This window comes from Paenibacillus sp. CFBP 13594 (assembly GCF_014842675.1).
Classification (GTDB): domain Bacteria; phylum Bacillota; class Bacilli; order Paenibacillales; family Paenibacillaceae; genus Paenibacillus; species Paenibacillus amylolyticus_B.
On sequence record NZ_JACYVQ010000002.1, the window covers coordinates 220,728 to 245,368 of the forward strand.

The 24,641-nt window shown below is 44.7% G+C and carries 22 protein-coding genes; 1 reads left to right on the plus strand and 21 read right to left on the minus strand.

Annotated features, from left to right (window positions below; all coding sequences use genetic code 11):
• Nucleotides 1–21 precede the first annotated feature (21 nt).
• The 3 genes from IFU39_RS08340 to IFU39_RS08350 form a co-directional block, all read right to left on the minus strand.
• A complete protein-coding gene (locus IFU39_RS08340; protein WP_192132170.1) occupies nt 22–1,842 on the minus strand; it encodes a cache domain-containing sensor histidine kinase in 1,821 nt (606 codons plus the stop codon).
• A 198-nt stretch (nt 1,843–2,040) separates the two neighbouring features.
• The gene (locus IFU39_RS08345; RefSeq protein ID WP_206759551.1) at nt 2,041–4,374 is read right to left on the minus strand and encodes an endo-1,4-beta-xylanase; all 2,334 of its coding nucleotides are present in this window, start codon (nt 4,372–4,374) and stop codon (nt 2,041–2,043) included.
• A gap of 365 nt (nt 4,375–4,739) precedes the next feature.
• Nucleotides 4,740–5,504, minus strand: coding sequence for a helix-turn-helix domain-containing protein (locus IFU39_RS08350; protein ID WP_127546136.1), 765 nt, complete (start codon nt 5,502–5,504; stop codon nt 4,740–4,742).
• A gap of 113 nt (nt 5,505–5,617) precedes the next feature.
• On the opposite strand from IFU39_RS08350, the gene IFU39_RS08355 reads away from it, so the two are divergent.
• A complete protein-coding gene (locus IFU39_RS08355) occupies nt 5,618–7,900 on the plus strand; it encodes an FAD-dependent oxidoreductase (RefSeq protein WP_342345649.1) in 2,283 nt (760 codons plus the stop codon).
• A gap of 59 nt (nt 7,901–7,959) precedes the next feature.
• Here the strand turns inward: IFU39_RS08355 and bglB are convergent, their stop codons facing one another.
• From bglB to IFU39_RS08445, 18 genes are all read right to left on the minus strand, one after another.
• A complete protein-coding gene (gene bglB / locus IFU39_RS08360; RefSeq protein WP_101313873.1) occupies nt 7,960–9,030 on the minus strand; it encodes a beta-galactosidase BglB in 1,071 nt (356 codons plus the stop codon).
• A gap of 41 nt (nt 9,031–9,071) precedes the next feature.
• Nucleotides 9,072–11,621, minus strand: coding sequence for a hypothetical protein (locus IFU39_RS08365; protein WP_192132176.1), 2,550 nt, complete (start codon nt 11,619–11,621; stop codon nt 9,072–9,074).
• Nucleotides 11,622–11,626: 5 nt separating this feature from the next.
• The gene (locus IFU39_RS08370) at nt 11,627–12,451 is read right to left on the minus strand and encodes a carbohydrate ABC transporter permease (protein ID WP_076327781.1); all 825 of its coding nucleotides are present in this window, start codon (nt 12,449–12,451) and stop codon (nt 11,627–11,629) included.
• Complete coding sequence (locus tag IFU39_RS08375; protein WP_074094691.1) at nt 12,451–13,356, minus strand: carbohydrate ABC transporter permease; 906 nt, start codon at nt 13,354–13,356, stop codon at nt 12,451–12,453. Before IFU39_RS08375 ends, IFU39_RS08370 begins: the two co-directional genes overlap by 1 nt.
• Before the next feature lie 91 nt (nt 13,357–13,447).
• Nucleotides 13,448–14,719 (minus strand): ABC transporter substrate-binding protein, encoded by a 1,272-nt coding sequence (locus IFU39_RS08380; protein ID WP_192132178.1) that lies wholly within the window; start codon nt 14,717–14,719, stop codon nt 13,448–13,450.
• A gap of 22 nt (nt 14,720–14,741) precedes the next feature.
• Complete coding sequence (locus IFU39_RS08385; protein WP_036609061.1) at nt 14,742–15,623, minus strand: AraC family transcriptional regulator; 882 nt, start codon at nt 15,621–15,623, stop codon at nt 14,742–14,744.
• Between the two features lie 237 nt (nt 15,624–15,860).
• On the minus strand, nt 15,861–16,661 hold the full coding sequence (locus tag IFU39_RS08390) for a phosphotransferase (protein ID WP_197997729.1): 801 nt from the start codon (nt 16,659–16,661) through the stop codon (nt 15,861–15,863).
• Between the two features lie 11 nt (nt 16,662–16,672).
• Nucleotides 16,673–16,948, minus strand: coding sequence for a hypothetical protein (locus IFU39_RS08395; RefSeq protein WP_192132183.1), 276 nt, complete (start codon nt 16,946–16,948; stop codon nt 16,673–16,675).
• A 166-nt stretch (nt 16,949–17,114) separates the two neighbouring features.
• On the minus strand, nt 17,115–17,654 hold the full coding sequence (locus IFU39_RS08400) for a GNAT family N-acetyltransferase (protein ID WP_192132185.1): 540 nt from the start codon (nt 17,652–17,654) through the stop codon (nt 17,115–17,117).
• 204 nt (nt 17,655–17,858) lie between these two features.
• On the minus strand, nt 17,859–19,046 hold the full coding sequence (locus IFU39_RS08405; RefSeq protein WP_076327775.1) for a glycoside hydrolase family 5 protein: 1,188 nt from the start codon (nt 19,044–19,046) through the stop codon (nt 17,859–17,861).
• A gap of 207 nt (nt 19,047–19,253) precedes the next feature.
• Nucleotides 19,254–19,670, minus strand: a complete 417-nt coding sequence (locus tag IFU39_RS08410) for a hypothetical protein (RefSeq protein ID WP_192132186.1) — start codon at nt 19,668–19,670, stop codon at nt 19,254–19,256.
• Between the two features lie 26 nt (nt 19,671–19,696).
• A complete protein-coding gene (locus IFU39_RS08415; RefSeq protein WP_192132188.1) occupies nt 19,697–20,725 on the minus strand; it encodes an alpha/beta fold hydrolase in 1,029 nt (342 codons plus the stop codon).
• A 166-nt stretch (nt 20,726–20,891) separates the two neighbouring features.
• A complete protein-coding gene (locus tag IFU39_RS08420) occupies nt 20,892–21,431 on the minus strand; it encodes a GNAT family N-acetyltransferase (protein WP_342345650.1) in 540 nt (179 codons plus the stop codon).
• Between the two features lie 167 nt (nt 21,432–21,598).
• Entirely contained in the window at nt 21,599–22,066 is a 468-nt protein-coding gene (locus tag IFU39_RS08425; RefSeq protein WP_192132192.1) for an NUDIX domain-containing protein, read from the minus strand.
• Nucleotides 22,067–22,221: 155 nt separating this feature from the next.
• Nucleotides 22,222–22,680, minus strand: coding sequence for a GNAT family N-acetyltransferase (locus IFU39_RS08430; protein ID WP_192132194.1), 459 nt, complete (start codon nt 22,678–22,680; stop codon nt 22,222–22,224).
• Between the two features lie 29 nt (nt 22,681–22,709).
• Nucleotides 22,710–23,246: a hypothetical protein gene (locus tag IFU39_RS08435; RefSeq protein ID WP_192132196.1), complete on the minus strand. Its 537-nt coding sequence runs from the start codon at nt 23,244–23,246 to the stop codon at nt 22,710–22,712.
• Nucleotides 23,243–23,785 carry a GNAT family N-acetyltransferase gene (locus IFU39_RS08440; RefSeq protein WP_192132198.1) on the minus strand — a complete coding sequence of 181 codons (543 nt, stop codon included), beginning with the start codon at nt 23,783–23,785 and terminating at the stop codon, nt 23,243–23,245. Before IFU39_RS08440 ends, IFU39_RS08435 begins: the two co-directional genes overlap by 4 nt.
• A 2-nt stretch (nt 23,786–23,787) precedes the next feature.
• Nucleotides 23,788–24,285 (minus strand): GNAT family N-acetyltransferase, encoded by a 498-nt coding sequence (locus tag IFU39_RS08445; RefSeq protein ID WP_192132200.1) that lies wholly within the window; start codon nt 24,283–24,285, stop codon nt 23,788–23,790.
• Nucleotides 24,286–24,641: the final 356 nt, after the last annotated feature.

Genomic DNA, 24,641 nt, shown 5'->3' on the forward strand with positions numbered 1-24,641 from the left:
CAGATTCCCCTCTCCAGTCGTCTAGTGAGATCGCTTCTGTACGTACGGCGTCGACAATAAAAAAGGAATGCTGAACCTCACTAATGTCCCCGGCTTGGTATCAATCACTTCAAGTTCACTTTGGCCTTTGAACAATAATCGCAATCGTTCCTTAAGGTTAGACAGACCAATCCCCGGACGTGTGCGGGTCATCTGCTGACGCCGGGATTCCTCCATGCCAATTCCGTTGTCTGCCACCTCCAGAATCAGCTTTCCTGTGTCTTGCCTGTAAATTCCGATGCGGATCTGACCAAGCTGCTCCAGTGGCCCGACACCGTGGTGAATGGCATTCTCCACCAGTGGCTGCAAGCTCAGCTTGGGCACGAGCGCATACTCAAGTTTTTCGTCAAATTCACAAGTCACCTCAAAGCTATCGCGGTAACGAATCCGCTGGATATGAAGGTAGGCTTGAACCAACTCAATCTCGTCCTTCAGGTATACCAATTCGACCTGTGAATTCAGGCTGACCTCCAGTAATTTGCCCAAGGAAACACACATCTCGGAGATCTCTTCATTCCCGCTGCGGATCGCACTCCATTTCATTGTATTCAATGTATTCAGGAGAAAGTGCGGATTCATCTGGGCCAGGAGCATATGAAAATGTACCGCTTCCTTCTGGCGTTCCTCCGCCTTGAGTCTGTTGATCATCTGATTGGCATCATCCAGCATCGTATTGAACGTACGGGTCAGTTCCAGCACTTCTCCGCGGCTGCGGCCTTCAGGGATACGGACCTTGAGGTTTTTGCGTACAACCTCCTTCATCTGGTTCTGCAGATGTGATAAAGGCCGAGTGAACGTCGCCGAGATCATAAAGGCCATGAGCACAAATGCTGCTGTGAAGCCAAAAAACGTTAAAAAATAGCGCTGCTTAAGCCCCGATATCTCCGTAAACAACACAGCTAGTGGAATACGATTTACCATGTACCAGTCCAGTGACTCGATGTATACGTAGTTAATCAGCGTATCTGAATCATTATCCGTCAGATAGGCCTCTGCCGGATGAAGTGCAATTTCCCGGGTCACGTCTGGGGAAAGTACCGCTTTTTCGGACGAGCGGGCAATTGTTTCCCCATTGCCAGTAATCAGGAAATACTCCTGATTGCTCTGCGAATCCTTCAACATAGACTGAAACCAGTACGAATAATCGATGCTGATCCGTGCCATTCCGTACCTTTTGCCGCCACTGTCCTTCATATACGCATAGAGGGACAACAGATACGGGCTGGAGGATAACTCCCGCAGGACATGGTTGGTATCCCGGGCATCCCAGCGGTAGAGTAACTCTTCTGATGGAAACGAGTTTGAATCAGTGTTGCCCTTGATAAAGGTCATTTCTCCAAGATGCTTGCGAAATTGTTCCCGATAAGGGCCATAGGCCAGAGCTTTTTTGGGCAAATACGAAGTGTAAACGTTATCATGAAAATCTAACAGCGTGAAGTACACGGAAGGATTATATAGAAAAAAACTGTTGTTGATCATCTTGAACTTCTCTTCCACCAACGACTTATTCTCAAGCGGAGAACGATTGTCTGGAGAAGTCAGGGCGTTTCTTACGGCTGAATCCTGTTCCAGAAAAATCAGGGTTTTAAATGCAATACTCATCTGGTCCTCCAGAGAACCATACATCTGCACCAGTTGCTCGTGGCTCTGTTCGCTGATTTTTTGCTCAACTAGAGATTCGATCTGTCCATAGTTGTAGACATTAAGTACGCTGAATGGCAGCAGAATCAACACCACAAACGCACCAAACAGCCGATACCTGAGCTTATGCGGCAAAAAGGTCTTCCAGTCGGGCTTTGTCATCCCCTCAGCGCTCCTCCTGCAATTATTGAGATCATTATACCATCAGTTCCCCCGCTTCGGCCGGGGCCGGGCTCATTCGCATGGATATGTGATACCAGTTGCCAGGGAAGGGATAGAGATACACAGATTTGTTCTATTGCATTAAAAAAACCGGAGATCTGGGATCTCCGGCTAGGCTAGATATAACGACTTAGTAAATTAGGATATAGGCTCCACTCCCCAGACAAGCTCGCCGTTCCGGTAAAGAGTTACCTTGGTCCAATCGGCAAAAGAGGTCTGCAGCGGGTTAAAGGAATAATCATCCCCTTCGCTGTAATTGGACCAGTCTGCTTTGTGCAACCGGGTATGTATCTCCCCAGAGGTTCCTCCGACCGGGATCACGCCTGCTCCGGTACCGAACTTCAGTTCCAGATAATGGTCCGCTCCAGGAACAGGTGCAGGCAGTTTCACTATGCTGCCGCTGATCTGACTGCCTCCAAGCTGTGCATAATCACAGAAAAAGGATTGTTGTTTCTCCCCGTCCACTGTATACCAGTAACGAATTGTCAGTTCATTCAGGCTAACTGTGGAGGTACCGTTGTTGTGAATGACAAACTGCGGTTTCATTTGGTTATCGAGCAGATTTGTATCCCCTGCACGATAAGCTAGAGTCAGATTACCAGCAGGCTCTGGCGGCCCTCCACCCTGGACCTTTGCGGAAGCTTGAACAGAGTTCACACTCTTCCCAACGCTGTTAACCGCATTCACCACATAGTAGTAGGTGGTTCCAGCAGATACCGCCATATCCTTATAGCTTGTTCCCGATACAGCGGCCACAGATGTATGCGGTCCGGCTGCTGTCAGCGACCTGTTTACCGTATAGGAGGTCGCACTTGCAGATGCACTCCAGCTTAGATTGATGCTGTTGTCGCTAACCGCAGTGGCGGTCAGATTCTGCGGAGCGGCTGGTACTGCCTCGACCTGGACCGTCTCTAATACGGACCAATAGGCTGGCTTGGACTGGAGTCGCTCGTCGAAAAGCAGCGGCCAGTTGTTGCGAGCGACCGGGAAGGTTCGTAGCCAGGTATTGGCATCATCCTTGCCCCACAAGGTAACATTTTTGACTGTGTCCGTATGCCTCAGGAAGATCTGGAACAGGGACTTGTACAGCGCTGCCTGCTGTGTCTTCAGTTCTTCCGGGAAGATATCATAAGATTGCGAATCATTGGAATATACACTTACATCAAGCTCAGTAATATGTGTTTCGAGGCCCAGCGCCTTAAATTTGACAATGGAACTCTCAATTTCCGAAAGGGTTGGATAAAAGAGGCTGATGTGTGTTTGATGACCGACTCCGTCAATAGGCACACCCTTGGCTTGAAGGCGAGTGATCAGATTGTAGAGGGCCTGGCTTTTGGCCGGCTCATGGGTATTGTAGTCATTAATAAACAACTTGGCATCCGGGTCCGCTGCATGGGCGAATTCAAATGCTTTCTCAATATATTCTTCCCCGGCAATCTGGTACCACAGACTGCGCCGCAGGCCATCCGGCTCGGAGGCATCAATGACTTCATTCACAACGTCCCAAGCGTAGATCTGGCCTTGATAACGCTCCATTACCGTCTCAATATGCTGCTGCATCCGTTCATACAGCACCGTTTTGCTCACCAGATTGCCGTTGGCATCGTGGAATACCCAATCCGGAGTTTGTGTATGCCAAACGAGGGTATGCCCGCGTATCTCTTGTCCGTTCGCTGCTGCAAAAGCGACTGCGGCATCCGACCCGCTGAAATTATACATACCCTCTTGCGGCTCGGTACTGTCCCATTTCAGAACATTGCCTGGTGTCAGACTATCAAAATGCTTCGTAAGCAGTTGCTTGTCCGGTTCGGTCAGTAGTTCATTGTTCGTGAAGGCCGTCCCAATTCGAAACTTGCCCGCAAAAGCATCCTGTAGGGAAGGAATGTCTTCTTCGATCACAATGGGTCCGAGATCTGGCAGCTTCTCCAATCGGAAATCATCCACATAAAAAGAAGCTGTGGCACTGTCTGGCACTTCAAAATAAACCGATAACTGATTCGCTGGTTCCAGCATTTTAAACTGTGCAGTAAGCTTAGTCCATCCGCCTGCGGATGCGGTACCGAATGTTAAATTTTCATAATGTGTTATATCTGGCAGGGTACGCTGTAAAGACATATTGAGGTTTGTGCTGGACGCTCCCGCCGGAAGCTTCACCCAGCCAGTGAACACATACGTCTGTCCCACCTCCAAAAGTTCTGTCACATCCAGCGCTGGCCCATGCCATGTCATAGCACGCCCGCTCACTTCCAGTCCATAATCTCCGGTACGCGCTGCAACGGCGCTTGCATGAAGCGTTTCTACTTCACCGCGTCCGCTCCAGCTCTGGACCGTGCCATCTTCAAAATCATGACTCAGAATCAAGGTATTTTCCCCTTCTGCCGCATGGACAGATGGAGCCGCCCAATACAAAGGAACTAACAAAGTTATCATCAAAACAAATTTAAGCGCTTTCAAAAATATCATTTTTCTCATCGCTTCCATTCTCCTTTATCGAATATTAGGATGAATTCCTTATTCCAAAGGCTAAGGCCATATCCACCTCCTTGGTTTTAGTTATAAAATCAGAGTCCTCATTCAAACGGATACGGGGGGGGGCATACGTTCGGATAAGGACTCCATATGGTAAATTATAGTATAAATTGTCTATGATCTACAACTGAAATGTACTTCCCCCTCTAATTTCGGTTAGAAATGCAGTATCCGTTGCTTCTGCACTCATTCACACCAGCTCCTCCATAATCTGACAACCCATAACGAAGGTGTATACCTGGTGCTCCGCTGGCTTCAAAAGTTGTCTTTAAAGTAGTCTTCAAAGCTTTCTGCTTACTTCTTTCAGCCTACACCCTGTGTCTCCTGCGATACTCAGATGGACTTATGCCCAACGTTTTGGAGAACACTCTACTTAGATAAAAACCGTTCTCATATCCGCATCGCTCGGCAATTTGGTTAAGGGTCAGGCTGCTGTCAGCCAAGAGGTTCTGCGCTTTTTTCAGACGGACCCGTTTGAGATAGCCTGATGGCGTCTCCTGAAAAGCTTCCCGGAAACGCCTTGTCAACTGCACCGGACTCAAGGCCAGTCGCTGTGCCAATTCCTGAAGGCTGATCTCCTCTTCCGCCCGCTCCTCCAGTAGCGCTGCCGCTTCAGCCATTCGTGCGTCTTCGGTAAATCTCCGCTCCTTTAAGCGATTCTGTCTGCGTTCCACCTGATACAACTGCCACAAATCCATCATAAAATGTGTCTTCCAACGGGCAACTCCCCCCTTATTCTCCTCACTGTCCTGGCGTAAATAAGCGTACGTCGAGGCTAACCGCTTCGTGTCATTAATCAGCGATTTTCCGGCTGGTGGCAGAAACTCCTCCTCCTCCAGGCTACTGCTAAACTGTAAATAGTGAAATGTCAGCGGGGTAATGACTGTCCGCCGAAAAGGAACCGCCGGGGGGCACAGCACCAGATCGCCAAAACTCGCTTCTCCGATCTGACCCCCAATCTCATAATGGAATATTCCCTCTTCGACGGCAAAAGCCACCCAAGTCGTATAGATATCTTCCGTAAGAGCAAATTCTCCTTTTTGCTTCCAGTAGATGTGGTTAAGCAGCTCCATGACTTGACCACCCTTTCTGTGAAATAAAGTATATGTTTGATGATAGTATAGTGCATTTAAAAAGTGAATATATAAATCTAAGATGAAATTATAGATATGTAGTTGGAGTGAAGGTGGATCTAACTTCAGTTAAGGAGGTCACAGATATGAAACAAGAGCATGTACAAAACGACATCACCGTCATCGGCGGAGGACTTGCTGGTGTATGCGCCGCGATAGCCGCTGCCCGCATGGGGCAGCAGGTTGCGCTGGTGCAGAACCGCCCCGTGCTTGGCGGCAATTCCAGCAGCGAGGTTCGGGTCTGGGTGTGCGGTGCCACCGCCCACGGGATTAACCGTTATGCCCGGGAAACGGGTATTATGGGGGAACTATTTGTAGAGAATCAGTATCGTAATCCGGAGGGCAATCCCTATCTCTGGGACTTAATCATTCTGGAAGCCGTTCGAGCTGAATCCAACATCAGCCTGTACCTGAACACGGATGTACATGAAGTCGAGGCTACTGGCGATGGGGATGAACGAAAGATCACCTCTGTCACTGGCTGGATGATGGGTTCTGAGCGCAAAATCCGATTCGAAAGTCAGATCTATCTGGACTGTACGGGTGATGGATTGGTCGGCTTTCTGGCTGGAGCCAAGTTTGCACTCGGCCGGGAAGCCCGCAGCGAGTATGGCGAAGAGTGGGCACCAGAGGTGGCTGATCAGATCACGCTGGGCAGTACACTTCTCTTTTATACCAAGGATGCTGGTGCGCCTGTCCGTTATATCCCCCCTTCTTTTGCCAAGGATATTACACAGACCAGCATTCCGATTCGCCGGGTCATTCGCAGCGGGGATTCCGGTTGTCATTATTGGTGGATTGAATGGGGCGGTGAACATGACACCGTTCATGACAATGAGCTGATCCGTGATGAACTGTGGTCCGTGATCTACGGGATCTGGGACTATATCAAGAACTCCGGCAAGTTTGATGCAGATCATATGACGCTGGAGTGGATTGGTTCGCTGCCTGGCAAAAGGGAGTACCGCCGCTTCACGGGTGACTATGTGCTCACCCAGAACGATATAATCAGCCAGCGGGAATTCCCGGATGCCGTTGCCTTTGGCGGCTGGTCCATTGACCTGCATCCTCCGCAGGGCATGTACGCCGAAGCGAGCGGCTCGAAGCATATGCATGCCGATGGCGTATATCACGTGCCGTTCCGCTCGCTGTATTCCGCAAATGTGCGGAATATGCTCATGGCCGGGCGCGACATCAGTGCATCACATGTCGCCTTCGGCACAACGCGCGTCATGGCAACATGCGCGGTCATCGGCGAAGCCGCGGGTACGGGCGCAGCGCTCTGCACGTCCATGGGGGTGTCGCCGCGCGAGCTGCACGCGAGGCATCTAGCGGTCCTGCAACAGACGTTGCTGCGGCAGGACGCTTCCATCATCGGGGTGCGCAGCCACGATGAGCTGGATCTGGCCCGGCGTGCCCAGGTTACAGCCTCCAGCACGCTGACGGGCATCGCCCTTGAGCAGCCTGGCGAGACGTACCCGCTGGGTACAGATGTCGCCCTGTTGCTGCCTGTGCATCCAGTGCTCAGCGGCCTGGAGCTACTGCTGGATGCATCCAGCGATACCGCACTGACGGTAGAGCTGTGGGATACGGGGCGTAAGGAGAACTACGTCCCGCATTTGTTACAAGTTACGGCGACTGTTAACGTTACAACAGGAAATGCGCAGTGGGTGAAGCTGCCGCTCGAATGGCGACCGGAAGAACCGCAGAATGCTTTTATAATCATCCGCTCCAATAAAGCCGTCTCACTCTACCATTCGACAGAAGCACACAGCGGAGTACTGATCTTCTTCAAAACAGAAGAAAACCACGTGTCCAAAAATCTGGAGGATCATGCCACGAATCAGCCTGTCGTATTATGGTCCATGCAGGGGTTCGCGCGTCAGCCATTCTGCTGTCGTACCCTCTCTGAGACTTCGGCATATTCAGCGGACAACACGATTAACGGTTATCATCGCCCTTACGGTGGGCCGCAACAGTGGATGTCGCAGCCGATGCAGTCTGGCAATCCTGAATGGGTGCAACTGACATGGGAAGAGCCACAAACCTTGGCTGAGTTGCACTTGACGTTTAATGATGATGTGAACGAGGATCTGGTTAATTTACATCACCATCACACAACATTCCGTGTGATGCCTGAGCTGGTGCGTGATTATCACGTGGAGGTACTGACTCCTGCTGGCGAATGGACACAAGTCGCAAGTGTTCAAGAAAATCACAAAAGAAAAGTTATTCATTCCCTGGATGTCCCTTTGTCAGCTCAGGCTCTGAGAATCATAATTGATGCCACAAATGGCAGCAGATATGCCCAATTAATCGAGATTCGAGCTTACTAAAACAAAAAGGAGGATACAGGAAACTGTATCCCCTATCCTCCGTACAAGTCCGCCTGATTCTATTCGGCGGTTGGAGCCCGCAAGCCCTCAATCAGGATAAACAACGTAAGTGCTTGTCCATATCCCATCGGACTGATCGCTATATCTTTATAAAACTGAGCATCCTGCCCCACAGGTGTACCATAGGACACCTGCTGTACAACGCCGTTATCATCAATCTGTTTCAACACCGCTTCAAGCGCACTCAAGCCATTCTGGCGATAGGATTCATCCAGGTATCCATACCGAATTCCCTTAAGAATGCCGTATCCAATCGCTGCCGTTGCCGAGGTTTCTTTGTAAGAGGTTGGATCATCCAGCACAGTGTGCCACATGCCATCCTCACCTTGAAGCTTGCTCAGTGCTCTGACTTGAGCGGTTGCTGTATCCAACAGATAGGCCTTTAACCCGTCTTCGATCGGAATGATATTCAGGAAATCCATAACTCCCGCTGTATACCATGCATTGCCTCTTCCCCAATGAACAGCACCATAGTTATGATTTTCATTGAAATCCCAGCCATGATAGAACAATCCGGTTTTCTTGTTATATAGATATTTGATATGCACAAGGAACTGTCGTTTGGCTTCTTCCACCATGTCGGGTTTCTTGAAGTATACCCCTGCCTTGGCCAAAAATAGCACCGTCATAAACAGGGTATCAATCAGAATTTGACCATCATTGGCATCTCCCGTAATCATATGTTGAAACGCACCATCTCCGGTTCGCAACAGTCCATCCATGATCCAACTGCTCCACTCCTCACAGACCTGTTCGTACTCCCTGTTTTCGGTCAGCTCGCATAGTGAGATCAAAGTAAGGAGCGGAGCGCAGGTGTTCACATTTTTTTCCGGTAACCCTTCCATCAGCCTTGCATTGTACCATGATTCGAGAAATTCCAGCACTTTAGGATCTTTCGTTGCCTCATGGAGTTGAAGCAAGCCATACAGACCGACACCTTGCGGCCATTCCCATAGATGTATGTCGATTAGTCCGATGGGAAACTGTTCATTGATACTTGTGTTTTTCATAGACTCCATCGCTTGGGATACCTTGCTTATTCTCTCCTGCAGCACCATTTGATTCGGCATGTTGGTTATCACTCCCTTGGTTTCTTGCAAATGATTCAGCGCTACATGTCCAGTAACTTCAGTTGTCCCTTCACTCCATAACCTTCATGTATAATTTCCTCTTCTTTAATAAGAAAAGGCTTGTTCATTCCCCATTGAATTGGACCATATACCGGGTCTGTTAGAGTGAGAGTTAAAGCTTGATTATCGAATTGCGGGCTTGCAGAACGAACTTGGTTGATAAAAGCGTCAAATGACCCGAATTGCTGTTCGCTTCCTGCTCTTATAATCCAGGCGTTACGCAAGCCAGGTGAAATAAGCTCACGTTTTCTTGTCACCCCGCTGCTCTCCATACTCGTCCCGTTGGCCGCATATATAGCTGCATAACCCTTATCCAAACGGGCAAAGTGCCAGTTCTCATGCCTTACCCATTCCGTGAAGGAGTGAGTAGGAAAATAAGCATGTGTCCAGTCAGAGTTGTTATCCGCAGGAATATCAAACATCATCAAAGCGATCCCCTCATGCTGAACAACATCGGGCAATATCCCATTCCCAGCCCAGAAGCAAGGTCGACCATCCCCATGCTTGTATATTTCTGCCGGATGATTCACCCAGATCAGCGCCTCAGGTGACAGAGATAAATGCTGGACATGCTCCTGATAACCTGGCTTGCCTGGACGAAAGCGAATGATTGAGGATAAGGAGTATTCCCTGGTCCGACAATGATAGAGCTTGGCGTAACCTCCCTTGCCCTGCTGATTAGCGAACACCAACTGCTGATTGTCCCCAAGCAACAGATGCTCCTGATATGCTGCTGGAGGGCTGTAATCCGATAAACTCAAGGCAACATTGCTTATTGAATAATTGTTTACATTGCCAACGCCATAAGCGATCCAGCACATTGAAGTGGTTCCCGCTGCATAACCACCCAGCAGTTCCTTCTCATAGCTGCGCCCAAACGTTGTGGACAAGACTCCTTGATGCATCTGAACGGTAATATAATAGAATAATAGGTCCATTGCCTTTTTGGCTTGCTGTCTGAGCTGTTCATTATGGGCAAATTCATAGATATGCAACAACCCAACCGCATCAATCGGAATGTATGCACTCGAATTCCATTCTGCCAATCCTTCATCCAAAAAGCGCTCAAACCATAATGCAAGCCTCTGCTCTGCTTTTTGACGGTGTACTTCACCGGATTCACCACTGTTGCTGAACGTTTCATCTCCAAACAGCTGTCCGGCTAACAGTTCATTGGTATGGAACAACAAGGCATGGTTCTCACTGAAGAACCACATCACATCATCGCCAGGTTCATCAATCCAATACCGATAGCCCAGAATACTTGCTTTCACCCAATCCCAGAACGATTCACTGAACAGACCGCTATTTCGCTCATCTCTCCAAAGACGGAACAGTCCCACCAGATAGAAGTCACTGCAATCCTTCCGTTGCTCAATCCCTTCCACACCCTCAAGCAAAATGTTCTCCGCTTCTTGCAGATTACCTCCTGTTTTGAGCATGGCAATGGCCTTATGAATATTGGGACTGCCCTTCTCGGCAATACATCGCAGAGCCAAGGATTTGCGGGCTTCAATATCCGCAGCTTGCTGAGCTGCCTCATCATAGCTCGTATCATAGGATTGGCAGCCAAACTTCTTGGTTAGTACAACATTTGAAACTGAAATAGCCAGCGTGAAATATACGTAATGATGACCGAGTTGATTCGTATGTGCCAGGACCAAGTCCGTTTCCTTTTCGGCGATGTGTATCGTCTTGTTTTCGGTACCGTCAAAAAAATTGCCATACTGAATATCAACCTCTCTAACGATATCCGGCAAGGGAAGCGGCAGCTTGAGCTTAATCTGCTCACCTCTGAAGAGATCCGAAGGAAAATAAGCCTGTTCGAGGGCTTGCTCTGCGGATTTTACAGACTCCGCCAAATGAGGAGCAATAGGCAGGGAAATCACCAATTCCTCGTCTCCCAGATATTCCAACGCAAAGGCATACATGGTATCCCGCTCAGCCAGATCCTCCCAGCAGGCATAGATCTCATTAATTCCAGCTAAAAGTTCAGCTTTAATTACGATTTCCTGCTCCTTGTTACGCATGAGTGGCGCAAAATCCGTTACCATTTCCCCATTCACCCACAACGTCAGACTGCCATAGGTCTTAATCCGCAAAGAGGCGGTATGAGCAGTCGGAGAAATGAGTCTTGTCGCCGCGTAACTGCGCAGATGTGTCGGTACAAACCAAAATCCTGATTGCTCCACCCGTGGATTATTCCAAGGAGAATACAGTGCCCAAGGCATTCCGTTCTCTTCTCCAACGAAGTCGTCTCCCGGGCTAGGAAACTCGCTCCATTGATCAAAAAATCGCTTCACAGGCTGCGTTCTCCTATGTTCTACAAATTCCTTTCTGCATGGATTCTCATGAATGGCAAAACCATCGATAAGCCAATCATTAATATCTCCCTCCATCGTTGTTGGAACAAAGGCAACAGGCTTTGTATATATGCCGCTGATCATCCAATGATTAATGACCTGATTGTGACCTAATTTCATAGGTTTATAATTCAAGGTATCCATCCCACTCCGGGTGGTATCTGACATTCAACTCATCCTTTCATTCCTGAAGTAATCATACCGCTGACAAAATACCGCTGGAAAACCATAAAAACAATCAGTACCGGAAGCATCGTGATGACGGACATCGCAAGCAAACTTCCCCAATCCACGTTGTATTCACCAATAAAATTAGAGAGCGCAAGCTGAATCGTATATTTCGATGGATCACTAATCGCAATTAATGGCCATACAAAATCATCCCATCTCCACATGAAGGAGAAGATTGCGAGCACCGCAAGAATCGGCTTCGCTATCGGAAGAATAATGCTCCAGTAAATTTTCCATTCGCCCGCTCCATCCATCCGGGCAGCTTCCAACAGCTCGTCCGGTACGGACAACAAATACTGCCGCATAAGGAACACACCTGTTGGGGTTGCTGCTGGCGGGATAATAATCGCGAGTAGGCTATTATACAACCCCAGTGCACTCAGCACTTTGAATATAGGGATCATAATTACCTCAATCGGAATCATGAGTGTTGAGACAAAAGCAATTAATATGATCGCGCTTCCGCGGAAGCGATATTTCGCCAATGCAAAACCTGCCATGGAGTTAATCAATAACAGTAGCAGCGTTGAGCTTACAGTTACGATCGTACTATTCATAAAATACAAGCCAAAATCGCCTTTACTAAATGCCTCCTTGAAATGCTCAAAGGTGACGGGCTGCGGCCACAACTTGGGAGGGAAGCTGTACAGATCGCTATTCGTTTTCAGAGAAGAAATCACGACCCACAGGACAGGCAGGAGCCACACCACTGCGGCAACACTTAACAGACTGTAGATGAAGATTTTGACCATAGGCTTCATTACCATTACGTAGCCCCTCCTTTCGATAGACGGAATTGCAGAGCCGAGAATCCACCAATAAGGATAAACAGTATCACCGACATGGCACTGGCCAGACCGAGCTCCTGTCTGTTAAAGCCAATCTCATAAATATATTGAACAATATAGGTGGTATCTTTGCCCGGACCACCACCTGTAAGCGCAAACATAAGTGGGAATGCTTTGAACGCGTCAATCAGAGTCAGCATAACAACAAGCAAGCTTGTCGGCTTCAAAAGCGGGAGCGTGATATAGCGGAACACCTTTATTCCCGTTGCCCCGTCCAAGCGGGCAGCCTCATAATAATCCGTAGGTATAGCCTGCAAACCCGCGATAAAAATGACCATGAAAAAGCCTGCACGTGACCACACTGTCGCGATGATTACAGCCGTATTTGCCCAAAAGGAAGAGGTTAAAAAGCCGACAGGTTCCACACCAACCACGGTTAACAGATGATTCAAAATGCCAAATGAATCTCCGAAAATCCACTTCCAGGTCAATCCAACGATAATGTAAGAAATCATGGTCGGCCAGTAAAATACGGCCCTGAAGAACCCGCGCATTCTAATCTCGCGCGCAAGCAGCAAAGCAATGCCTAACGCTGCTGCATATATTAGCGGGACAACAATCGCTGCATAAATCCCCGTTCGTCCGATGGTCGACCAAAATTCCCGATCCCCTATAATTTTGATATAATTATCCAGCCCGTTGAACTTCATTGGGTTCAATCCATCATAGACATGAAAGGAATAATAGAGGCCCAATAAAGAGGGAAATACGATAAAAGTTCCAAAGATCAGGAGGTTGGGTAGTATAAACAGATAAGGAGCAATAACGAGCTTCCTGTTCTGTTTTGCCAGCGTATTTTTGTTTAATCGTTGTCCTTCACTCATCTGCTTGCCCCTTCCTTATGCGTTATTCGAAAGGGAGGCTTCACAGGAATCGGTAAGCCCCCGTATACGAATTAACCAAAGCGCTTTACGTTTATTGACTGCCAATAGCCTCGTTAATCAGCTTGGCTGTTCGATCCAATGCCTCCTGCGGAGTTGCCTTATCGGATAAAACCTCAACAATATTATTTTTCAGGTCCGTTGAAATTTTGGATATAATGGTCTGTCTGGACCAGTCATTAGCTGCAAGAGGCGAACTGTTCTTCAGTTCATCTGCGAAAATTTCAAACATCTCCTTGCCGAATTCATAATTCAATACAGAGCTGTCCTTCCGCGGACTCATAAACAATGATTCTTGGTTATATTTTGAATTCACTTCTTTGGACGTTAAGTATTCAATAAATTCTGCCGCCTCCTGCTCATATCCGCTGCCTTTGAATGCCATCAGAAACTTCCCGCCTGGCACTGAAGAACGTTGTGTTCCTTTTGGCATATAGGTGACTCCCCATTCAAAATCAGTGATATCCTTGTAATTGCTGATCATCCAGTTGCCAGCCCAGTGGGTAGCCACCGTCCCGGAACGGAACAGGTTGTTCGGATTTTCCCCTCCGAGCCATACGGATTCGGGCATGATCCCTTCCTGATGAAGCTGCTTGAACTGCTCCATGCTACTGATTCCGGCTTCACTGTTAATCGCTGCTGCAGTGCCATCCTCTGTTAAGATGCTTCCGCCATTCTGATACAAAAGAGTGGACCATCTATGCGGTGTGACATCCCATACCATGCCATAACGTGCTCCGCCTTTGTCCATAACCTCTTTTAACGCAGCTGTGTATTCATCCCACGTCCATACCTGGTCAGGAGAGGTCGGTACTTTGACGCCCGCTTTATCAAATAAGGTTTTGTTATAAATAAGCCCATTCGCTGTAACATCCATAGGCGCCGCTACCAGCTTGTCATTAATAACATAATAAGGTTTAAGTGAGTCAATAAATTGATCCTCGAATTGGTCCGCATTGTCCACGTAAGGTGTCAGATCAACCGCCTGATTAGCAAATGATCCGGTATCCGTGACCCGGCTCAGGGCAGGTGGCTTTCCACCGGATAACATTGTTTTTAATTTGGTTTGGATATCCTTGAAGCCAACTTCAATCAGGTTGATTTTAACCTTGGTATTGGTCTGCTCATAATCTTTGATGATTTCCTTGATGACTTCTCCTTCTTTTCCGTCAGAGAACCACAGGAAATCCAGGGTTGTTTGTTTTGGATTAGCATTGGTACCTGAATTTCCGCAAGCAGTCAATACGATGAGTAACATGACCAATACCATGCTAGTGATGAGCTTAAACGTTGTTCTTCTTGTCATATCAACATCTCCTTGGAAGGTTCTAATGAATTTTGGCTTCGTTGAGCAATTCACTTTTACGGAATAACTGTGGTGATACACCCACATATTGTTTAAAGGCCCTGCTAAAATATACAGGTGTGTTAAAACCTAGCGTCTCAGATATGGACAAAATCGGTGCATCCGTAGACAGCAACAATTTTTTGGCCTCTGCAACTCTTTTCCGTATAACATAGTTGCTTATGGTATATCCCGTCGTCTCTTTGAAAGAATGACAAATGTAGTATTTATTCAAATGGAGTGTTTTGGACAGTTCATCCAATGAAACATTCTCCGTGTAGTTCTGGTTTAAATAATGAAGAACCCGGCTTACGCTTGTTTGCTTCTGGGAAGAACATAAGATAGGATTGGCGGATTGCTCACTGGTTGTTTTCCGGTAAATCCGCAGTAGCAATTGGGTAAGACTTAATTTGACCATTGTTTTGTACCCTGTATTTCCTGCCCCCATCTCCTCCTTGATTCCCTTAAATATAGCTGTGATATACTCACGCTCCTCCGGAGGCCAATGCACCAATAACCCATTGGGATGACGGAATATGGACATCAGATTCTCCAACTGACTGACAGCAAGCATGTCCAAAAGCAATAATTCCGTGAAATTGACAAAACTTCGCTTGTACACCATTTCTCTTGAAGGATTGATTCGGTGGGGCACACCGCCTCTGAATATAAACATATCTCCAGGCAGCGGCTTATATATTCGGTCACCGATTAAAAAGGTTGCATCTCCTTGAATAAAATAATGTATCTCATACCCATTATGCGTATGAACAGGCCATTCATCCTGAAAATTATCTGCTTCTGATCGCACATAAACTTCATTTTCCTGCAAAGCAATATTCGTCGGGGTGTGTATGGTTAGCATCAGTAAGATCTCCCTTCCCAGAATATAAAAAGCAATATAGTTTAATAATTTACAATGATAGCGCTTTACAATGAATTGTATCACAGTTATTTCGATCTAATCTGAACTATATTGCTGTATTGTTGATCACAATTGTTGAAAATGATTAGAAAGGAATTTATAGGGATTTGAAAGATGAAAACAAAAAAAACCGCTGTCCAGCCCGTAGGCTATCACGCGGTCCATTAGCATTACCTTTCAAACCCATTCATCCCAATGGTTTTCAAGAAAAATGACTTCTTTCTCATAGTGGGCCAGATGCCCCTCTTCGACCATCTTCATAAAAGCGACATCTCCATCAGCCGCACGATCAGTCAGTGTTTTACACATGAAACGGATACGGGATATGACCCAATCCTTCAAATCTGCTGGAACACTCAGCCCGTACGTAGCCATGAATAAGGCAATCCGTTCTTTTCGAACAGTTCCGTGTGCCTGGCTGACGTATGGCATTACACCCTTTCCGTCCATCTCTGGTGAGAAATTTGCGAGTGGAACGGATGTATACAAGACATAGGCGATATCCCACATTCGCGGACCCGGACCCGCCATATCAAAATCAATAATGCCTTGAGGACGGCCATCCTTGTACACCACATTATACGGCGCAAAATCGTTATGACATACAACTTCATCTTCTGTTATGCCTGGATATCTGTTCGTTGAAACTGATGTTGTTGTAAATCCAACGGTCGCATCATGGTAACTCCTCAACAGTTTTGCGACTTCAATCAAAGATTCGTCTGACCACATATACTCTTCTAGATCAGGGTAGTCATTGCCTGGAACGATGCCTTCAAGGTAAGAGAGCGTTTCTCTCCCCTGTTCATCTATTCCCAGAAATAGAGGGGCATGATCATAACCAACTTTTTCGAGATGTAAAAGCAATTCACTCACATATGGATTTGGTTTCGTATGCCGTCGAACCGTCTCACCTATTCTGACGACCTGATTCACATTACCTCCCGATAACACTTCCTCCTGTTGGGCCACTTTCATCCCTCCTCAAGCTAAACTTCCTTGTTATACCCATGATTACGATTTTTCTTATAACTCCCGGGGAATCCCGCCACCAATAGTATGAATCCAACAAAAAACATGAAGCATACGAGTAAACCTGTTGGATGCTCGTTCATCTGAGCAAACTGGGGTACGTTCGTCCCTCCTGAAGCGTATCCTGCTTCTACTATAGCGACAGATACTCGTATTGAAATTCTCTCCATCGTCGAAATAAACACACTGCCAAGCATGAGGACTACACCCAAAATCTTGTTAATATTATTCATTTCATGCCTCCTTGATTAACCGTCCACTTTTTATGAGGTTATCTACTTAATGTCTTTCGATTCTCTAGTCCATATTCCTGCATGTTATATTAACGGTCCGTTCCTATATCAACATATCAAATAGCGGCGTCATCACTGACGCCGCTGTTGACGCTCTCTGAATAAGTTACGTAGCTACCACTTGGTGCAGATCCATACTATTTTCGAAAAAGGCTGACCGTTCAACATAATACAGATCATACATCTGTTCATTCATATTAATCCGTTGATATACATCTGGATACACACCATTGGCTAACTTCACATAAGGCAGTTTTTGTACTGCTTTTCTGGATCTTATATTCTGCTTGCGTATCTTCATAAATACCGTTTCAATCCCATGTTCCAGAAACAATTCAACAAAAAAGGCTGATTTGGCTCTTTGGCTATACCCATTTCCAAAAAACGGTGAACCAATCCATGTGGCTAAAAAACCGGTTTGATGCTCAATATGATATAGATCAATGGTTCCAATAGGCTGCCCTGTTTCATTCAAAATCGTTCGGGAAATCACTGTCTTTTGCTCTTCTTCGACCATCAATTGTTTGGTCAGGAATAGATATTCTTCATACGATTGGCATTGATAACGAACGTAAGGAGAAACTGCGGGGTCCATCATTAAGCTGTACAGTGAAAGGCATTCCTGCAAATCACGTTTTTTTAACATTCTGTCTACCACCTAGTCCTTTTAGTTCGCTATATCAAGCAAATTAAGTATATAAAAGCTATTGTGGGATTTAATGAATTCTGTATGTGGCTTATGTAAAATGCATTGGTAAATGTTGTTCATCTTCATCTCCGGTAGCACAAAAAAACAGCATGTCCCTTTTACAGGAACACGCCGTTTGTACGGATGCTGATAGACAATAAATTATTGCATACCTTGCATGATGGCATTAATTATATTTTGCTGCGTCACGGTTTTGTTTGAACGGTTGAACAATGCGAATCCATGTTGACCGTTATGCCCATTATCCCAATAAACAGGAACCATTTTGTATTTTTTAGCTTTTGCGGTAACTGCTTTGGCGTAAGCAGCACGATATACATTGTTGCTGGAATCGTAGGACGTTTTATCAATGGAACCAAACTCACCAATCACTACAGGATAGCCCTGAGTCACAAATTTGTCGTACATGGACTTAAACTGCGATTCAAGATAATCCTCTTGTCCCCAAGTAGACTTCTTGGCAGGATTCGTAGAAGTTGCACCCCACTGTGTGATATTACCGTTTTCCTCACCTGCAAAATCCCAAGGAGAGTAATAGTGTGCCGAGATCATGATTCTCTTTTGCGAACTAGGAATAGCCGAGGATCTGTAATTATCTGTCGGAAGAGCAAAGCCATAATTACCAACAGTGTAGTCAATATTGGTATTCCAACCTGGAATCAGCAACCATCTGGCATTGTTGTTGCCTCCAGTCTGACGAACCGTATCCACAAAGATTTGATTGTATGCGTTCAGATTGGCGTAATAGGCCGAGTTTGGATTGCCATAGGTACCATCGAATACTTCGTTCATGGATTCGAAAATAAGACGATCATTGTAGTTGCTAAACTTGGTGGCAATCTGCTGCCACACCTTCTTATATTTTTCCTTAATGGCAGTCTGATTGCCACCATTCACGAGTAACCATCCACCCTGTACGGAATTAAACCCATCACCATGAATATTGATGATCACATACAGACCTTCATTGTACGCATAATCCACGACTTGCTGAATTCGATTCAGCCATGCCGCATTGATTGTATAATTGGGAGCGCTTCCAATGTTACTCAAATAGGAAACGGGAATACGAATGGATTTGAAGCCTGCCGCTTTTACCTTTTTGATTAACTCTGGAGTTACCGTAGGATTGCCCCAAGCTGTCTCATTCGGTGTACCGTTCACCGCTGCTTCCAGCTGATTGCCGAGATTCCATCCTGCACCCATCTCAGACACTATTTGCGAAGCGTCCGCTGCTGATGCTTTAGCGCTCCATCCCGTAAAGGCTACCGCAGCCACTAATACCAGTGCCAAGCTGCTGATGCCAAATTTCTTCCATTTTTTGAACATAACCATACCTCCGCTTATTCTATTATTTTTAACAAGCAGTGCAGTTAATCTATGCATACAGATTGAATGATACGAGAATACGTGCCTCCTCTCTCTATCGATCAAACAAATGAATTCTTCGTCCACCACCAACATAATAACACATTTATGGAAAATAAAGCGATATCTTTATTGTTTTTTGTGACTATTTACTACAAAATAATCCATCTATCCGTTTATGTGAATTGCTTGGATTTGTTCTCTATCAAAATCAATAATCATGATGTGATCGCGCAAAATATGATCTCCGCAAGATATTGTTGCGCCGTAGTCGGTTACACTGTTAAATGTGATATCCACACGATAGACTTCAATCTCATTAAACCAATTCTGATGTACCTTTTCATGAAGTTCATTTTCATAATATTCTCGAAAGACAGTCTCACAAGTTGAAAACCACTTAATGTAGTCTTCTATTTTATAAACAATTGAATCTAACGGTGTATTTGTGGACACATATATTCGAACGTCATTTAAATCCTCATCCTGTATGCAATGTTTAAATATTTGCACAGTATTTTGCAGAGTGTAACACCGGTAACTCTCATCACTCTCTTCTTCAAGCTCAATGAATTCATTTAACAATATGATCTTGCTCCTCTCAATGCATATTAAAATAGCTCATTTAACCACTTTACGAATTTTTCTCTCTCTTCAAACTGTGGGTAATGCGCCGACTCGTTGAATACAATGAAGTCTTTGATCGGTGCATCCAATACGTCAAAATAATCACGTGCTGTATTTGCAGTGGTCATATAATCATATTTACCCGTTACAAAATAGGTAGGAATCTCCAGATGATCAACAATATCAGGTAAATTTTGATCAAATGCTTCCCTCAGTAAGATGTCTTGTGAACTGAACATCCCTGAATAAAAGCGAATCATATCCAGCCCATTATATTCGGGATTTAAAAGGAATCCTGAAATATAATCTCTATTCTCGTTGATGAGTCTGGCTGCACCACCGTACTTTTGCAACAAAATTCTAGGCGTAAGTTCCTTTCCATGCTCGATCGAGCTACGGATTAGCTCCAGTTTTTTAACATCATCTTCATTACCGGCTTGTTTCGCTTGCTCGTACGTGTACTCCAAACTTTCCAGTTCGCTCTGAAGTGTATTAGCCATCTGTCCAATGCCTATATAAGCGTGAAACTGAGTAGGTGCTTTAGCCGCAGCTTTCATCCCGATGTATGTACCAAATGAATGACCGATTAATATAACCTTCTCTTGACCTAACTCCTTAGATACATAATCCCTTAACGCTAACAAATCATCTACTAATACATCTGTTGTGAGATTCGAGTAATCTTCAAAAAAGTGATAGGACTTTCCACTCCCACGTTGATCGTAATGCACCACCGTGAAGTGTTGCTCAAGCTCTTTCTGATACTTCCTTACGTATGGAATCTCCGAGCATCCCGGCCCGCCATGCACAAAAATCAGGATAGGGTTAGTCCGATCAACACCCCTGATCATGACTTCATGTCCTGTACCGTTAATTTCGACCTGCTCTAACATGCTGATGCTGTTTTCACCTTTAATTTTGGGTGTCCATGTGGGAAATATCAGAGCTACTATAACTATTAAAATAATACTAAGTATGCTGTATTTGAGTGTTTTACGTATTTTTTTGCGCATGTAATGCTCCTTAAATAATAAGTTTCATTTGTAATTCTACCAACGGTTCCTTTATCGTAACGGATACAACAATTCAACGGGTTCTATCATCAGCTCTTCTTGGAAGATGTAATTGTGATCGGCTCCAACGATACATATGAAATGGTGCCAAGTATCCCAACCGTTGTCATGTGCCCAGCTCCTTTATCATATGTATATCGTTCGGCTCTTTGTCATAAAGTTCTTGATCAATCTCGCTTGCAATCTGACTGCCCTGACTTTTATAAAAGGATACCGCTGATTTCGTCTCTGTGGAAGAGATATACAGATACTGTGCACCACGTTTCTTAGCCTCTTCACCTAACTCGTTTAGAATACGTTTACCAATACCTTGTCTTCTGTACCCGCGTGAGACATACATCAAGTCAACTTGTAATTGATTTCGTTCTTTTCCTCTATATTGATGTGCCAGCACACCAAATCCGATTAATTGATCGTCAGCAAACGCACCATATGCCATGCCACCTTGTTCTAATTCGTACACATATCGATTTTGAATCTCTTTCAAAAGCATCTCATCCCAGTTTGAGCATTCATGATTTTGTTCAAATTCAACCAATCGGTTCTCTCTCATTTCATAAATGAGATCAATATGTTCCGAGCGATCTATTTCCTGCAGCTGATTCACATCATCAAGGGTCAACGTTCTATACGTTATCATGGTCATTGCCATCTCTCCTTCCCCATGTTATTTCTAAGATCCTATGGCTTTATTGATCGAAGTCTGTATTTATCAAAGACCCTTTTATCGTACAAAATAGTGTATTCCTTGTTCTCTTCAATTAGTTTTGACATATCCATTGGAACGGCTATTGTTCTTTCGTGATACTTAAATCAGCTTATTTCAATTTCAGGTAACTCATTCAAATGATTTATTTCAATAGTGTATTTCTTAAGCTTATGGTTCTCAAGTCCATACCATCTGTCTGAGAAATGATAAAACATATCTCCGAAGTTCATCCCTTCAGGTAATACATCCACAAGCTTTATTTCATCGATTTCAGACTCCGGTAAGCTCTCCAGCAATTTAACCTCAGCATAAGAGACCATACCAAAGCTCCCATTCCATTCATATACACCATAAGGTATTAATTCGAAGCGTACTGCCCCTGTCTCTTCATAGAGTTCTCGACTTGCCGTGTGTAAAATGGTTTCCCCTATTTCTTTGTTGCCTCCTGGGATCTCCCAACCTCCTCTTTTCCTATTTTTTATAATGATGAATTTATTATTGTATTTAGCGATCATAACTGCAAATTTGATTAACTCCGGATCAAGTTCATCTAGATCAAACCAGTGGCTCATGTTATCTCTCCCATAAACAACTATTCTTTCAATATATAATTGTTAAACCATTGAAGTGGTAACAAGCTATCATCGGATATAATCGTTGTGAATACCGCAACCAATCCTTGCTCTTGGTTAACAAAGATATATTGCCCTCTGAAATGTTGAGTCTATCATTTTATTTCCAACCTGTAGATCACTTCATCATCTGAATTGGTTCTGTTCTCACTAATGAAGGACATGCTCTTATACAAATTCTGTGCTATTTCGTTATCCCGTTCAACCGTTAATGAAATAACCTTGCATTCCGGATGCTGTTTTGTAATGTAATCTAGAATGGCTCTTATAGCGCGCTTTCCCATTCCTTTGCCTTGATAGGATTGATCGATTTGAAAACCACCAATCCAGTAATTATCTGTACTATCTGGCGTATAACTTAGATAAAAGAAACCAAATACCTTCCCATCAATCTCAAGTACGTAAGGATCAAATGCTTCATCCCACGGTTTTATATAGGCGTAAGCGATCCCCTCAATAACAGATGGAACTAATGAGACTTGGTGTTCATACAAAGAGATCTTCAGCGCCTCTTCCCAATTCTCTCGGGTGACTGGTTGTATTCTTATATTCACCACTGCATCTCCTCTTTCGACAATCCTTGTTAGATTCTAAAGTTCTTTTCAATTTCACTTACAACCACTTCCAAATGATGTTCAATCAACTGTATCGCTTGTTTTTTATTCTTCGTGATTGTTGCAGTCTTATGGTTTTTGTTAATTGTACATATAACTTCTTCTATATTATATTGATGGTTCCATTTCACAATCATCTTGCATAAGTTCTTGAATGACTGCTTGTAATTCCACGGTTGCAAACCCATTCTGGACAATACAAACCTTTTTATAATCCGATAATCTCTAATGAAAACATTTGGAGCTAATACAAAAATCAAATCCGCTTCCTGGATGGACTTAATGGTCCAATCTTTGCACTGCACTCCTTCTATAATCCAAGCCTCTGAACTGATAATAGATTGGATCGAATCATCCCTAACACTTTCAGGATATCTCAGATTTTCGGCACTTCTGTCCCAGATGAGATTGTCTAATTCATAGGAAGGTATACCGTATTTATCCGACAATTCTTTGGCTAATGTTGATTTCCCACTACCGCAAGATCCAATAATTCGTATTCTCATACATATTCTTTCTTCAGAAATGCATAGATGACATTATCAACAAATCGATTTTTCCAATAATAATGTTCTTTCAATATGCCTTCTTCACTGAACCCAATTTTCTCAAGTAACTTCCTTGATCCCGCGTTCTCTGGTTCAACAAATGCTTCAATTCTGTTTAATTCAAGGTTCTTGAATCCATATTCAACGATTTTCTGAGTTACCTCGGTCATGTAACCCTGCCGCCAGAACTCTGGTGCTAACTCATATCCCAACACAGCTTTATGATGTTGTTTCATCCAACCATGAAATCCGCATGTTCCAATAATTCTGTTATCCGATTTCAAAGCAATTCCCCAGCGGATGACCTGACCATTTTCGAATCGTTCAGTCCATCTTTGTATGAGTTCTTCTGCTTGTTTTGTATTCTTAAAACTTTCTACATCGTAGAATCTTGTAACTTCATCTGAAGAAAAAATATGAAATATGTCTTGGGAATCACTCTGTTTAATCTCTCTTAACAGCAATCTTTTGGTTTCTAGCTCAGGAAATGGAGTCATATTCACTTCACCTCAATCGAGTATACTGCTACATTTTTCCCAATTATATCTACGTCCTTCTCGTGTTTCATGCCATTCTTTTGCGCGACTTTCATAGAACCCACATTGCCATGTTGAATTAACGATATTAATCTTTTCTGCTTCAAGTGATCCATGCCATATTCTTTCCACGCTTTTGCTTGTTCATAACCATAACCCATTCCCCAGTATTGCTCTACAACCCAGTAACCAACTTCAAGCTCATCATTGCCTTCAATGATTTGAGGAATCAGTCCAGAGGTTCCAATTAACTTGTTATCCTCTTTATTAAATGCGAGGAACAGCCCTTTATCGTCTTTATTCCAGTTGATGAACTTTTCCAGGCTTTGCATGGTTTCTTCCTTCGTCCAGGGTCCTCCATGTCTTATAAATTTCATCATATTTGGCTCACAAGTCATCTCAAAAAGTAAATCGAAATCATTTTTGGTATATTTCCGAAATTCAAGTCGTTCTGTCTCCATCTTTCTCTCAACTCCTTCTTCATTCATAAAGATGTAATCGTATTCATACACATTCAAATATCATGGGGGAAACGGACTAGAGTGTGTCTTCAAACTCAGGCAAGTAAACGGTGATGGGTGCCAGCTTACCGTCCGAAAATTGCTAAAGTTCAGGGTGACTGATGCTGGCGAATGGCCAGGCGATTTCTAAGGAACACAGGACATCTTATTCGGCCTTCAGGTCCTCTTTTAGAATTGTAAGGAACATGAGACATCTTATTTCTCAAAATCATCTGACAAAAATGTTACAAAAGGCTATTTTTTCTGGTATAGCGTGTCTCAGATTTCTTAGATTTCGGAGGGCGTTTCAAATTCCC